We start from the raw sequence: 12,749 nt of genomic DNA, 5'->3' as shown, positions 1-12,749 counted from the left end.
CTCGGATGCACGGCTGGCCGCGGCCTGCTGGAGGGTGGAGCGACTGCAGCGGATGATGCTCAGCCCGGCCTGGGGGTCGTGGAGTGGGCCCGGAGGAACGAGCCTTCTCCTCGGCTTCCGCTGTGAGGCTCCAGCCCCGGCCGTCGTTGCTCGTTGAGCGCGGCGTCGAGCGCGGCGGTCATAGCCGCATCGATGGCGTTGCGTCTGGACGGGCGGTTCATGCGAATCAGCAGCACCCGGCCCTGCCGCTCGGTGACCGCCCGACCCGGCTCGGCATCGACAGGCTCGGACATCAGCTGTCGATCCAGTCGACGATCTCGTCGATCGGGGCGCGGCTGGTCCGATAGCTGTTCGAGGCGTGATCGACGTCGGGGTATCCGAAGGAGATGCCGCACACGATCGTGCGGTCCTCGTCCAGGCCGAGTTCACGTCGCAGCACACTGGGATACATCGCCACCGCGGCCTGGGCCACGGACCCGACGCCGTGGGCAGCGGCTGCGGTCAGGAAGTTGCTCACGTAGCCGCCGCAGTCCACCGCACCGTACGGGCCGAGCGCCTCGTCGGTGTGGATGATCGCACTGTGCGGGGCACCGAAGAACGCGAAGTTCTGTAGCGCCTGTTCTTGTTGACGGGCACGGTCCCTCCGCTCGATCCCCAGCGCGTTGTAGAGCTGGAAGCCGCTTGCGCGGCGACGTTCGAGATGCACCCCGCGGTACTCGCGAGGGAAGGGGATGTCGGTCTCCTCGGTGGCACCGGTCGATGCCACGGCATACATCGCGTCGCGGAGTCGTTCGGTTCCCGCGCCGCGCGTGACGGCGACCTGCCACGACTGACTGTTGCACCAGGACGCCGTCAGCTGGGCGGTCTCGAGGATCCGTCGGATCGTATGTTCGGGGACCGGCTCTGGAGTGAAGGCGCGGCAACTCGCTCTGCCTGCGAGAAGGTGTTCGAAGATGCTCGAGGCGTTCACCGGAATCTGTGCGGACTGCCGATTCACGATGGATGGTTTCTCTTCGGCGCTGACCACGTTGGACCTTTCTGTCGATGGCTGGAGGCTTGTTCGCTCGGCAGATCAGCGCAGAGCCAGGGCGACCTTGCCGGTCGCCGCCCGCTCGCTGAGTGAGAGCAGCGCGTCGGGTGCGTTCTCCATGTCGTACAACGTCGGCTCGGGGATCTCGAGCGCGCCTGAGCTGAGCAGCGGCAACAACGCATCCCACTGCTGGACAAGGAAATCCGGGTTCTCTCGGATGTACTCGCCCCATCCGACACCGACCACCGAGATGTTCCGGAGCAGCAGTCGGTTGACCTTCACTGTGGGGATCTCGCCCCCCGTGAAACCCAGGATCAGAGCGCGTCCGTTGGTGGCCAGGCTCCGGAGACTGTCGGTGAACCGATCCCCACCGACCGGATCGAGAACGATGTCGACGCCTCGGCCGCCGGTGAGCTCGAGGGCACGGTCCTTGAACCCGTCGACCAGAACGGTGTGGGTGGCGCCGTTTTCCTTGGCCACTGCAGCCTTTTCGTCGTTGCTGACCACGGCGACCGTCTCGAGGCCCAAAGCGGCCGCGAGGTGAAGTGCAGCCGTTCCGATGCCGCCGGCTGCTCCGTGAACGAGGACGGTCTCGCCCGCCCGGCACCGGGCGCGTTCGACCAGCGCGAAGTGGACGGTCAGGTGGTTCATCACAAATCCCGACGCTGCGGTCAGCGAGACATTGTCCGGCAGGGGAAACGCGTAGCCCACCGGCACGGACACCGTCTGTTGCCACGCCCCTTCAAGCGCGAGGACCGCGACTCGCTGCCCCGCGACGAGGCCACTGTCGCTCGGGGCCGACCTGACTGAGCCGGCACCTTCGACCCCGAGGACGCAGGGCAGGCCCTGGACGATCTGGTAGCTGCCGGTGGTCTGCAGAAGGTCGGGGAAGGACACCCCGCTCGCGTGCAGATCCACCACGACCCGGTCGTCGGTGAGTACGAGGTCCGGCACTTCGCCAACGCGAAGGCCGGACGGTCCGATGGATTCGACCAGTTGTACAGCTTTCATCACTTCTCCGAGTCGAGGGGATGAGGCAACAGGTGCGGACGAGCGCCTTACCCGAGGCCTCCTCCGTGCGGTGAGGAGTGGTCGTTCACGCGCTGGGACGCCGCGAACGCCACTTGATGGCGGGGTGCCACTCAGTGGCACATTAGCACCGAGTATCCCGCTTGGCTAGAATGTGTGCATGAGCAGCCCCAAGACCTCCGAGCCGCTGCAGCAGCGCCTGAAGGATCGGATGCGGTCGGAGATTGCCGAGATCACCATCGGCCTCTACCTCGACAAGGGATTCGACGAGACCACCGTCGACGAGATCTGCGATGCCGCCGGCGTTTCCCGCCGCACGCTCTTCCGCTACTACAGGAGCAAGGAGGACATCGTCGTCTCCCACCTGAGCAAACTCGCAGAGGAGGGCTGCCACTGCTTCGTGGAACGCCCGGACGACGAAGACCGTTGGGCGGCATTGCGAATGAGCATGAGTCCCTTCGAGGATTGGGCGCAGGGCAATCCCTCGCGCGCCCTGGCTCTGTTCCGGTTGATCGAGAACGCCCCCTCGCTGCGCGCGAGCTACCTGGACCGGGTCGACCGATGGCGCGCCAGCCTCGCGGCCGTCGTGAGCACCAAGTTCGATCTGGACCCTCGAACCGACCTGGAGGTCGCCGTCATCGCAGCGGCGAGCGTCGGGGCCTACCTCGCCGCGACCAGGGCATGGGCACAGTCCGACGGAACAGAATCGCTGCCCGCGCTGTTCGATCGCGCATTCGACGCCCTCCGTCCAGGGGCGTCCGCCCCCTGGGGTTGACCGCCTGTTCTGCGCTGGGGGTCAGCGGGAACGAGCGTCACGGAAGACGTACCGGGCGGCGATCCGGCAATGATCGCTGACGGTTCGAATCCGGCTGACTACCGCATCAGGTACATCAGCACCGTCAGCACGAGTGCAACGGTCGCGGCGGAGATGAGCATGCCGGGCCAGATCCGGGGTTCCGAATCGTCGAAATGGGAGCGCACGAGCCACCTCGGGGGGACTGGACTGGAATTGTTTCGACTCGTCCACGGTACCGCTGTCCGGGCTGTCGAGTGATCCAGCCGATCGTCAGCGGCCGGGCCAGGCGGGGCACTGTTCACTCGTGATGTCGCGGGCGCCCGCCTGCCGGCGCCGCGACGTCGTCGAACTCATGCCTGACTCGGGTCCAGCGGCGAGGGATGCGTGGGTTCGTACACTCCCAGTCCTCCGCCGCCGGGCAGGGTGAGGTGTGTGATCAACCCCCACCGTTCGCGTCGCGGATCCGAGCAGGCAACACCGTGTTCGGACATCCGCGCAATGAACGCCTCGACGTCATCGCACATCAGGAAGAGCTCGTGCACCCCGTCGGTGTCGGCCGGATGTACGGCGAGCTCGGCTGGTGGAAGGGCGAAGATCAACCAACCGTGCCCGGCATCGACAGAGGGATACTCGAGCACGTCGCGGAAGAACGCCCGGTCTGCCTCCGCGTTGGTGCTGTAGAGCACAACATGCGCTGCACGAATCATGTTCTGACTCCTCGGGTCGACTGCCGGGGATCGGCGTACTGCGACGCACCCACTGTGACAGACGCAGCCGTACGAGTGCCCCCGACCGAGCAGCCATTCCCCTCCAAACTCATTGCGATGCGCTGCTTCACGCTGTCGCGATGCCGGCGATGTGGGTGTTGAACGGGAGGAACGGGGTGTGAACCCGGTAGCGGTCGACGGTGACGCTCTCGAACCCGGCGGCCTGCACGAAATGTGCCAGGTCTCGTTCGCACGAACAGCCCTCGAAGGTCCAGGCCCACGGACGGCGAAGGATTCGTTGCGCGGCCCGGGTCGGTGTGCCGCTCCGGGCCACCACGTGTTCGACGAAGCGGAAGGTGCCACCGGGGCGCAGGATGCGCCGGATCTCGGCGAGCACGGCCACGGGATCCTGTACCGAGCACAGCACGAGCGAGGAGACGACGCAGTCGACACTGTGGTCGGAAAGACCCGTCTGCTCGGCTGTCCGCTCGCGCAGGTCGAGCTGTACGCCGTGCCGGCGCGCCGCGGCGTACAGCCGGCTGTGCATGTACCGGTTCGGTTCGATGGCGACGAGGGCGCCACCGGCCGGGAGATAACGGAGGTTGGCGCCGACACCCGGCCCGATCTCGACGACCTCGCGCGGAAGTCCGGCGAACACGCGTCGTTTGCGTCCGCGGAGGTTCCACTCCAGGTACGGGCCCATGACCTGGAAGAACGCGGCATTGAAGGGGCCACGACCGCCGTGGGGTTCGAAGCTGGTCCCGGACGGGGTGGTGGTAGTGCTGTCGGTCATCTCTGCTCCCGCGGTGTCTCGTTGTCTGTCGCTCTCACAACGATGCGCGACACCGTCAGGCCAGTCAGGCGTGGAACTACCTCACCCCGCCGAGTCCGGTCCGTCGCGTCGTGCGGCGTACCACGCAGCAATCTGGGCTCGCGAGCGGAACCCGAGGCGCAGGCGGATCCGTTCGACATGACCCTCGGCGGACCGTTCGTCGATGCCCAGCCGTGCGGCGAGCTCGCGGTTCGTGCACCCCTCGCTGACCAGCGCCGCGACCTCGCGCTGCCGGGGCGTCAACGTCCGGGCGCCCCGCCGCGAGACGCGCAGGCCGAGGAACCGGCGAACCGTCGCCACAAGCGCATCGGCGTCTCCGACGTACGGCAGATGCGAGCGGCCGGGCAGCACCACGAGCTGCGCACCGGCGATGCCCTCGGCAAGTGCCGCGGCCTGTCCGAGGGGAGCGGCCCGGTCGTGGGCTCGGTGCACCACCAACGTCGGGGTGCGTACCCGAACGAGAAGGTCGCCGACATCGAGGTCGTAGCTCATTGCCAGGAGCGCCCGGGCCGTGGCGGCGGTCGAGCAGGCTCGCTGGTAACGACCGAACTCCTCGCGCATCGCGGCACCGGCGTCGGGAGCGAAGATCTCGGTGAGCACGTCCGAGCCGAGGCCCCAATGCGACTCGACGAGTCCGAGGACGTGTTCCCGCGCGTTGGGCGGGGAAATCCTCGCGCCGGACACCCAGCCGCCGTAGAGGACCATCCGTCGGAGGGTGTCCGGGTGCGCTGCCGCCCACGCCACCGCGACCAGTGCGCCCATCGAGGTGCCGATCAGGTCGAAGGGCTCCGGGCCGAGGGCGGCGGCGACGGCGGCAAGCTGATCGAGCTCGTGCGCCAGCGACGGCGACCGCGTCGACGGCGCCGACAGTCCGCACCCAGCGCGGTCGTAACGCACGAGCCGGCAGCCCTGCGCCAGACTCTCGTAGAACGCTCGCTCCTCCGGCAGCTCCCAGCTCAGCCGAAGATGACTGAGCCAACCGGAGACGTAGACGAGCGGCCGGCCGGCGCCGATCGTGGCGTACGCCAGTTCGTGGCCGTCGGTCGTGGTCAACCGGCCAACGCGTTGCTGCACATCCCCATTCTGCAAGGTCGTGCGCACTGCATCAACCGTCACGCCGCCCCAGGTGTCACCCCGAGCGGGCCCGATCTTCCTGCGCCACTGGGCAATCGGGTCAGGGGACGTGCATCAGCTTCCCGGCGAGGCCGAACAGGCGACGGGCGAGCCTGATCACGGGCAGCCCCAGTGGAATCAGGATCAGCGTCACGCACAGCAATCCGCCGACGAGCCACAGCAGCGCCGCGACGATCCCCAGCACTGTGCCGAGCACGGCCGTGAGAAGTCCGAGAACTACGTCGAGCAGGCCCCGTAAGGCGCGCATGATGACCTCCTGACTCCATTATGCGCGCCCGCGGGCCGACTGACTGCGGGTCAGAACTCGATCTTGAGGTTGGTGCTGGTCGGTCTTGCTTGACAGCCGAGGATGTAGCCGTCGGCGACGTCGTCGGGATCGAGGGCATCGGTGTTGCCGGGATCGACGGTTCCTTCGACGAGTGTGCAGGCGCAGGAGCCGCACTCGCCTTCGCGGCACGAATAGGGTGCGTCGATTCCTGCGCTCACCATGACGTCGATGAGGGTCGCGTCGGCCGGCCAGGGCAGGGTGTGGGTGTCGCCGTCGAGGGTGACTTCGACGGTCGACGCTTGGGCGTCGGCAACGACTGCTTTGACAGGGGCGAAGGGGTCGCCGTCGAGGGAGCGGAACTCTTCGATGTGTATGCGGTGGCGGTCGTAGCCGATGCTGGTCAGGGTTTCCTTGACCATGGCCATGAACGCGGCAGGGCCGCACACGAAGACGTTGCTGTCGTGGTGTGCGCCGGCGAACCGGGCGAGGCTGTCCGGGGTGGGCAGCCCGGTCTCGGCTTCGATGTGGTGCTCGATGGTGAGGCGGTCCGAGTGCCTCTTGGCAAGGTCGGCGAGTTCGGTGTCGAAGATGATCGAGTCCCGGTCGCGGTTGGCGTAGTACAGGGCCACCGATCCGGCGGAGGTGGCCAGCACGGTCTTGAGGATCGACATCACCGGGGTGATGCCGCTGCCGGCGGCGAACAACTGGAAGTCGGCGTCGAGATCGTGCGGTGTGAACGTGCCGGACGGAGGTAGGACGTGCAGGCTGCTGCCTTGGGTAATGTTGTCGCACAACCAGTTCGAGCCGTATCCGTCGGACGTACGTTTGACGGTGACCTTGATTCGGTCGTCGGTTGCCGGGCAGCTGGCGATCGAGTAGCAGCGGGCGACCGAGCCTGTTCGGTCGCTCGGAATGCGGACGGTGAGGAACTGTCCGGGCCGATAGGTGAATCGGTCGGCGAGGTCCTCGGGGACGTCGAGCACGATGGAGGATGCGTCGGGCGTCTCCGCGATGACGTCGGCGACACGGATTGTGTGGCCGAGGGAGGGGTGAACGACTGAGGTCATGATGCGGGTCTTTCGTGCAGCTCAGGGTGGACGAGTCGGAGACCCGATCTCGACGAGGAGTACCCCGGATGGGAGGGCTGTCAGTCCGCGGACGGTGCCACGGGCGGAAGTGACCGATACCAGACCTCGCCGAGCGTGCGGCCGAGTTCGTCGATACGTTCACGCTTGGGTGTCGAGGCGGGCAGACCGACATGGACGTAGGCCATCTGCTCGGTCATGCAGCCGAGGGATTCGGCGAGCAGTTCGAGGTTGGTCTCCCCGATCTCCCCACGGTCGTGCAGTTTCTGCAGCCAGCGGCGGGTGCGGCCGATGAAGTCCTCACGCAGTTGCAGCCACAGCTGTTGGAACCCTTCGTTGGCGCTGGCTGCGGCTGCCTCTCGGAGCAGCCGCAGGATGTGGCGGTGCCGCGAGTAGGCGTGCAGGTAGGTGATGTTGACTTCGATGAGCGCCTCGAGTTCGCCGCTCGTGGTGGTCTTTCGGTTGGTGGCTTCGGACAGTTCCTGCAGCCCGGTGTGCATGGCGGCGAGGAAGACGTCGTCGAGGTCGTTGAAGTGGCGGTAGAAGTTGCCCTGTGCGGTCTTTGCGCGATGGGTGATGTCCGAGACACGGGTGCGGGTGTACCCGTACTCGGAGAAGCACTCGATCGCCGCGGCCACGATGCGTTCGCGGGTGAGCTCGCCGCGTTTGTTGGGGCGTTTGGGAGCTGCTGTGTTCGGCTCGACGAGTCCGACGTGTGTGTAGACGTCGTCGAGGGTGCGCGGGGCGGCCTGATTCCGGGTGGTCATCCCGCCCTCCTCTCGGTTTGCGAACAAGATATCACTAACGGTGGGCGTCGCATCGTGCTGACCTTGCGTTATGCCGGTCAGCCGTGCAGGTGGCGCAGAGCTGCGAGCGGGTGGTCGACGGGGATCGTGTCCGGGAGGTGGCCGAGCAATTCGGCTACGTACTCGTCTGCGATGTGCTCGTCGGGGGTGTGCCGAGCGTCGCCCTCGTAGACCGAGCCGGTGGCGCCGTCGACCGTGACGGTCAGGCCGGTGAGCTTCGCGACGGCGCCGGATCCGGCACCGACCACGCACGGCAGGCCGATCTCGCGGCACACCAGCGCGGCATGGGAGGTGGCGCCACCGAGTTCGGTGACGACCGCGACGGATTCGAACATGGCGGGCACGTCGTCCGGGGCGGTGGACGGTCGCACCAGAACCACGGGTGTGCCGGAAGCAGCGAGGTCGAGGGCCTCGGCGATGTCGCTGACAGCCTGACCGACGGCAACGCCGGGGCCGGCACCCAGCCCGGTGGCGAGCACCGTGCGGTCGGCGTGGACCGCGTGAGCGGTGGCGAGGCTGGCTGCCTGGTCGGCGGACACCCGGGACACCGCCTCGTCGCCGGTGATGACACCGTCACGGACGAGATCGACGGCGATGCGCACGGCGGCGCGGGGAGACCGTTTCCCGGCCCGGCACTGCAGTACGTAGAGTTTGCCGCTCTCCACGGTGAACTCGATGTCAACCAGGTCGCGGTGTTCGCGTTCGAGCACGCCGGCGATGCGTTCGAGTTCGGGATAGACCGCGGGCAGCAGTTCTTCGACGGTGACGAGTGGGTTGGGAGTCTTCTCACCGGAGACGACGTCCTCACCCTGGGCGGTGGCCAGCCACTCTCCGTAGAGGGTGTTCTCGCCGGTGGCAGGGTCGCGGCTGAACATCACACCGGTGCCGGAGCGCTCGTCGCGGTTACCGAACACCATGGCCTGCACGGTCACAGCGGTGCCTGCTCCCGCGCCGAGGTTGTGCCGGGCGCGGTAGGCCCTGACCCGCTTGTTGGTCCAGGAGTCGAACACGGCGCCGATCGCGGCGCGCAGTTGCTCGAACGGATCATTCGGCGGTGTGGCGTCCCGATCGCCGACGACGATGTCGGCGTAACTGCGGCAGAACCGGTCCCACGTGTCGCCGGCCCACTGCTGGTCGCCGGTCTCGGCCGCGAGGGCATCCCGCAGTTCCGGGGTCAGGCCGAGGTTGAGGACGGTGTCCATCATGCCGGGCATGGACTGCACGGCACCGGATCGGACCGACACCAACAACGGTGAGGGGCCGACACCGAAACGGCGCCCGGTTTCGGCTTCGAGGCCGCGCAGGTGCTCGAGGACCTGCTGCCAGATCTCGTCGGGCAGTGATCGGCCGTTGTCGTGATAGATCGAGCAGACTGTCGTGGGCAGCGCGAACGCCGGCGGCACCGGCAGTCCCATCGCGCGCATCTTGTTGACGCTGTAGGCCTTGCCGCCGAGCACGTCGCGGCTGCCGGGACGGGATCCGTCGAGAGCGATCACGTGCTCGACCGAGGTCGTGGGCTTTGTCATAGCGAGAGTCCTTCGAAAACGGGCGATTTGGCGGCAGCGCGGGTGGCGAACAGGCCGCCCTCGACGGGAATGTCGATGCCGTTGAGCCAGGACGCGGCGGGGGAGAGGGCGAAAGCGACGACCGCCGCGATCTCACGGGGGTGGCCGTGCCGGCCGACGGCGTCGTGCGAGCGCGCCATCGCCTCGGAGCCCATGCTCTCTTCGAAATCGGCCAGGATCGGCGTCTCGACCGGTCCGGGGCTGATCGACAGCGCCCGGATCCGGCGTGCGGTGAGCTTCGCCGCCAGCAGCTGGGTCCAGTCCACCAGGGCGCGTTTGGAGGTGTCGTAGGCGGCGGGCCCCTCGATCGGATGGTCGCGCAACCAGATGTCGAGTTCCGCGCGGTTGCGCACGCGCAGCAGATCGTCGATCGATGCCGGGGATTCGGTGTTGCGGTGCGCGGCAACGGAGGCGACGTTGACGATTGCCGCGGTCTCGCCCATCCGTGGAAGCAGCAGTTCGGTGAGCAGACGCGGTCCGAGGAGGTTGACGGAGAGCACGGTGGGCGCGGCGGAGGTGCCCGGAACTCCGGCGACGTTGGCCAGCCCGCTCACCCGATCCGGCAGTGCTGCGACGGCATCGTTGATCGAGTCGACGTCGGAAAGGTCACACAGCACCGTACGGACCGATTCGAGCGGGCAGTCGCGACGGTCGAGCCCGTAGACGGTGGCGCCGGTAGCGCTCAACTGGTCGGCAAGCGCGAAACCGATTCCCGATGCCGCGCCGGTGACGACGATGTTGCCGTTGACGGTGTTGTCGGTCATGACATCACCGCCGTCGCGTCGGTGAACTCCTCGATGCCGAGGTGACCGAGTTCGCGGCCGTACCCGGAATCCTTGACGCCACCGAAGGGGACTGCGGGCCGGTTGCGGGTGCGCACTCCGTTGATCTTGACCTGGCCGACGTCGAGTCGGGTCGCGACCGTGCGGGCACGGTCGACATCGGCGGACCACACCTCGGCGGAGAGCCCGTAGGCGCAGTCGTTGGCAATCCGGACGGCATCGTCGACATCGGTGTAGGTCTGCACGGCGATGACCGGACCGAAGATCTCCTCGCGGATCGCCGTCGCGTCCGCGGGCAGGCCGGTGATGACGGTCGGATCGACGAAGAATCCGGTCTCGGCGACCTCGGAGGGTTTCCCGGTGCCGGTCAGCAGATGCCCTCCGGCGTCGATCGCGTTGCCGATGTAGTCGAGGACTCGGTCACGTTGGCGGGCCGAGACGAGCGGACCCTGGCGGGTCAGCGGATCGAAGGGGTCACCGAGGCGATGCTGGGCGACCGCTGCAGTGATCAGGTCGGCGGCGTCGTCGGCGACCGTTTCGGGGATCAGCAGCCGGGTGGTGGCATTACACGCCTGACCTGAGTTGACCAGACCGGAAGCGACGGCGCCGGTGATGGCGGTGTCGAGGTCGGCGTCGGGCAGCAGCACCGCCGGTGACTTCCCGCCGAGTTCGAGGGTGCACCGCGTCAGGCTCGCGGCCGCGAGCGCGGCGACGGTGCGGCCGGCGGTGACGCTGCCGGTGAACGAGACGTGCGCCAGGTGCGGGTGCGCGGCAAGCGCGGCTCCGGTGACCGCGCCGGTGCCGGTGACCACGTTCAGCACTCCCGGCGGGCAGCCCGCCTCGTGGAACAACGACACCAGGCAATTGGCGTCGTACGGGGTCATCTCCGACGCCTTGAGAACCACGGTGGAACCGGCGGCGAGGGCGGCGGCGACCTTGGCGACGATCTGGTGCACCGGCATGTTCCACGGGGTGACGGCCCCGACGACGCCGCTGCCTCTGCGCACCAGGGTGGCGCCGTCGATGTCCTGTGACCACGGGAAGTTGCGGGCGATGCGGGCGGTGGCCCGCAGCACCTGCGCCGGCAGTTGCGCCTGGGTGATCCGGGACAGCGAGATCGGCATTCCCATCTCGCGGCTGACGATCCCCGCGAGGGTGTCCTCGTCGCGGATCAACAGTTCGGCCGTCCGTTCGAGCAGTGCGGCGCGTTCGTCGACGTCGGTGTCACGCCAGGCCGGATGCGCGGCGGCGGCCGCGCGGACCGCGTCGTGGACGATCTGCTCGCCGGCGTCGACGACATCGCCGATCACGGTCTCGGTGTACGGGTTGATCACCTCGATCGCCGGTCCGGCGGGGGTGAACCACTGGCCGTCGACCAGACACCTCGCACGCTCGAAGGTGTCAGCCATGGCGCTGCTCCAATCGGACGGGAAGCGTCTTGATGCCGCGGAAGAAGTTGCTCTGCAGCCGCTTCGGAGAATCGACGACGTCGATGTCGATGCCGCGTTCGACGAGTTTGGTGAAGAACAGCTTCGCTTCGAGCCGGGCGAGATTGGCGCCGAGGCAGGCGTGGTCACCCCAGCCGAAGCCGAGGTGTTCGTTCGGGAACCGGTCGGCGCGGAAGGTGTTCGGGTCCTCGAAAACCCGCTCATCTCGGTTCGCCGAGCAGAACCACATGACGACCTTGTCTCCGGCCCTGATGGTCTTGCCGTGCATGTCGACGTCGCGGGTGGCGGTCCGCCGCATCGAGAGCACGGGGGAGATGTACCGGACCATCTCCTCGACCGCGGTGCGGATCTTGCCGGGATTCTCCCGCAGCATCTCCCACTGCCGGGGGTTCTCGTGGAGTGCGAACACCCCACCCGAGAGCAGGTTCCGGGTGGTCTCGTTGCCTGCGACCATCAGAATCAGGTAGTAGGCATCGAGATAGCCTCGGCCGAGCGGGACACCGTCGAGCTCGGCGGCGGTGAGCACGCTGACCAGATCGTCCGCGGGGCAGGCACGCCGCTCGGCCTCGAGGCCGCGGAAGTAGGCGAACACCTCGTCACGGGCCCGCACCGCGGTCTCTGGGCCCTCGGAGTAGTCCGGGTCTTCCGACGCCATCTGGTTGGTCCAACGCAGCAGGTTCGGGCAGTCCTCGAGCGGAGCCCCCAGCAGACGTCCGATCATCACCAGGGGAAGTTGCGCGGAGATGTTCTGGACCAGGTCGATCGTTCCGGCACCGACGTTCCGATCGAGCAGATCCTCGATGACCGCGTCGATGTCCGGGATCAAGGTCTTGACCTTCGCCGGCCGCACAGCAGGGGTGACGATCTTGCGCAGCGGCCCGTGCTCAGGCGGGTCCACGTGGTGAATGCTGCGAGCACCTTCGCCTTCGGCACGACGGCTGGCGATCTGGGTTCCCGCGGTAACGGTGAAGGTCTCGTAGTCGGAGGCGACCGCCTTGACATCGGCGTATCGGGTCACCGACCAGAATCCGGGGCCGTTGGGTTCCTCGTTCCAGTGCAGGGGCTCCTCGTTGCGCAGCTGTGCGAACACTTCGTCCGCATATCCGGCCTCGAAAGCCCGCAGGTCCATCAGGTCGATACCACTGCTGGTGGTCATTGGAAGTCTCCCGTCACGGTCACGTTCGTTTGTGACATTGGCTTCACTAAAGCACAGATCATCCCGTTTGCAAACACCCCTTGTAAGATCACTGGACGCGCTTGTAGCCTG

The 12,749-nt window shown here is 67.4% G+C and carries 14 protein-coding genes; 1 reads left to right on the top strand and 13 read right to left on the bottom strand.

Annotation, left to right across the window (positions count from 1 at the left end):
• Positions 1-59: 59 nt before the first annotated feature.
• The 3 genes from ACFYVR_RS16815 to ACFYVR_RS16805 all read right to left on the bottom strand — a co-directional run bounded on the left by ACFYVR_RS16815 (position 60) and on the right by ACFYVR_RS16805 (position 2,041).
• Positions 60-293, bottom strand: a complete 234-nt coding sequence (locus ACFYVR_RS16815) for a hypothetical protein (RefSeq protein ID WP_387475063.1) — start codon at positions 291-293, stop codon at positions 60-62.
• Complete coding sequence (locus ACFYVR_RS16810) at positions 293-997, bottom strand: nitroreductase (protein ID WP_387475061.1); 705 nt, start codon at positions 995-997, stop codon at positions 293-295. Before ACFYVR_RS16810 ends, ACFYVR_RS16815 begins: the two co-directional genes overlap by 1 nt.
• 75 nt (positions 998-1,072) lie before the next feature.
• Positions 1,073-2,041, bottom strand: coding sequence for an NADPH:quinone oxidoreductase family protein (locus ACFYVR_RS16805; RefSeq protein ID WP_387475059.1), 969 nt, complete (start codon positions 2,039-2,041; stop codon positions 1,073-1,075).
• 178 nt (positions 2,042-2,219) lie between these two features.
• Here ACFYVR_RS16805 and ACFYVR_RS16800 point away from each other — a divergent pair, with 178 nt between their 5' ends.
• On the top strand, positions 2,220-2,834 hold the full coding sequence (locus ACFYVR_RS16800) for a TetR family transcriptional regulator (protein WP_387475057.1): 615 nt from the start codon (positions 2,220-2,222) through the stop codon (positions 2,832-2,834).
• A 371-nt stretch (positions 2,835-3,205) separates the two neighbouring features.
• Here ACFYVR_RS16800 and ACFYVR_RS16795 read toward each other — a convergent pair whose 3' ends face one another.
• From ACFYVR_RS16795 to ACFYVR_RS16750, 10 genes are all read right to left on the bottom strand, one after another.
• Entirely contained in the window at positions 3,206-3,562 is a 357-nt protein-coding gene (locus ACFYVR_RS16795) for a VOC family protein (RefSeq protein WP_387475055.1), read from the bottom strand.
• Between the two features lie 127 nt (positions 3,563-3,689).
• A complete protein-coding gene (locus ACFYVR_RS16790; RefSeq protein ID WP_387475053.1) occupies positions 3,690-4,355 on the bottom strand; it encodes a methyltransferase domain-containing protein in 666 nt (221 codons plus the stop codon).
• An 81-nt stretch (positions 4,356-4,436) separates the two neighbouring features.
• Positions 4,437-5,468, bottom strand: a complete 1,032-nt coding sequence (locus ACFYVR_RS16785) for an alpha/beta fold hydrolase (protein WP_387475051.1) — start codon at positions 5,466-5,468, stop codon at positions 4,437-4,439.
• Between the two features lie 100 nt (positions 5,469-5,568).
• Positions 5,569-5,775: a hypothetical protein gene (locus ACFYVR_RS16780; protein ID WP_387475049.1), complete on the bottom strand. Its 207-nt coding sequence runs from the start codon at positions 5,773-5,775 to the stop codon at positions 5,569-5,571.
• Positions 5,776-5,825: 50 nt separating this feature from the next.
• Complete coding sequence (locus tag ACFYVR_RS16775; protein WP_387475047.1) at positions 5,826-6,863, bottom strand: 2Fe-2S iron-sulfur cluster-binding protein; 1,038 nt, start codon at positions 6,861-6,863, stop codon at positions 5,826-5,828.
• Positions 6,864-6,943: 80 nt separating this feature from the next.
• Positions 6,944-7,648: a TetR/AcrR family transcriptional regulator gene (locus ACFYVR_RS16770; protein WP_387475045.1), complete on the bottom strand. Its 705-nt coding sequence runs from the start codon at positions 7,646-7,648 to the stop codon at positions 6,944-6,946.
• Between the two features lie 77 nt (positions 7,649-7,725).
• Complete coding sequence (locus tag ACFYVR_RS16765; protein WP_387475043.1) at positions 7,726-9,213, bottom strand: pyruvate, phosphate dikinase; 1,488 nt, start codon at positions 9,211-9,213, stop codon at positions 7,726-7,728.
• The gene (locus ACFYVR_RS16760; protein WP_387475041.1) at positions 9,210-10,016 is read right to left on the bottom strand and encodes a coniferyl-alcohol dehydrogenase; all 807 of its coding nucleotides are present in this window, start codon (positions 10,014-10,016) and stop codon (positions 9,210-9,212) included. The genes ACFYVR_RS16765 and ACFYVR_RS16760 overlap by 4 nt, the downstream gene beginning before the upstream one ends.
• Positions 10,013-11,443: an aldehyde dehydrogenase family protein gene (locus tag ACFYVR_RS16755; RefSeq protein ID WP_387475039.1), complete on the bottom strand. Its 1,431-nt coding sequence runs from the start codon at positions 11,441-11,443 to the stop codon at positions 10,013-10,015. Before ACFYVR_RS16755 ends, ACFYVR_RS16760 begins: the two co-directional genes overlap by 4 nt.
• The gene (locus ACFYVR_RS16750; RefSeq protein ID WP_387475037.1) at positions 11,436-12,638 is read right to left on the bottom strand and encodes a cytochrome P450; all 1,203 of its coding nucleotides are present in this window, start codon (positions 12,636-12,638) and stop codon (positions 11,436-11,438) included. Before ACFYVR_RS16750 ends, ACFYVR_RS16755 begins: the two co-directional genes overlap by 8 nt.
• Between the last annotated feature and the right edge of the window lie 111 nt (positions 12,639-12,749).

The sequence above is a fragment of the Rhodococcus sp. NPDC003318 genome (genome assembly GCF_042879035.1).
GTDB lineage: Bacteria > Actinomycetota > Actinomycetes > Mycobacteriales > Mycobacteriaceae > Rhodococcus_G.
Note: the sequence above shows the minus strand (reverse complement) of the source record. Positions and strands in the feature narration are given on the sequence as shown.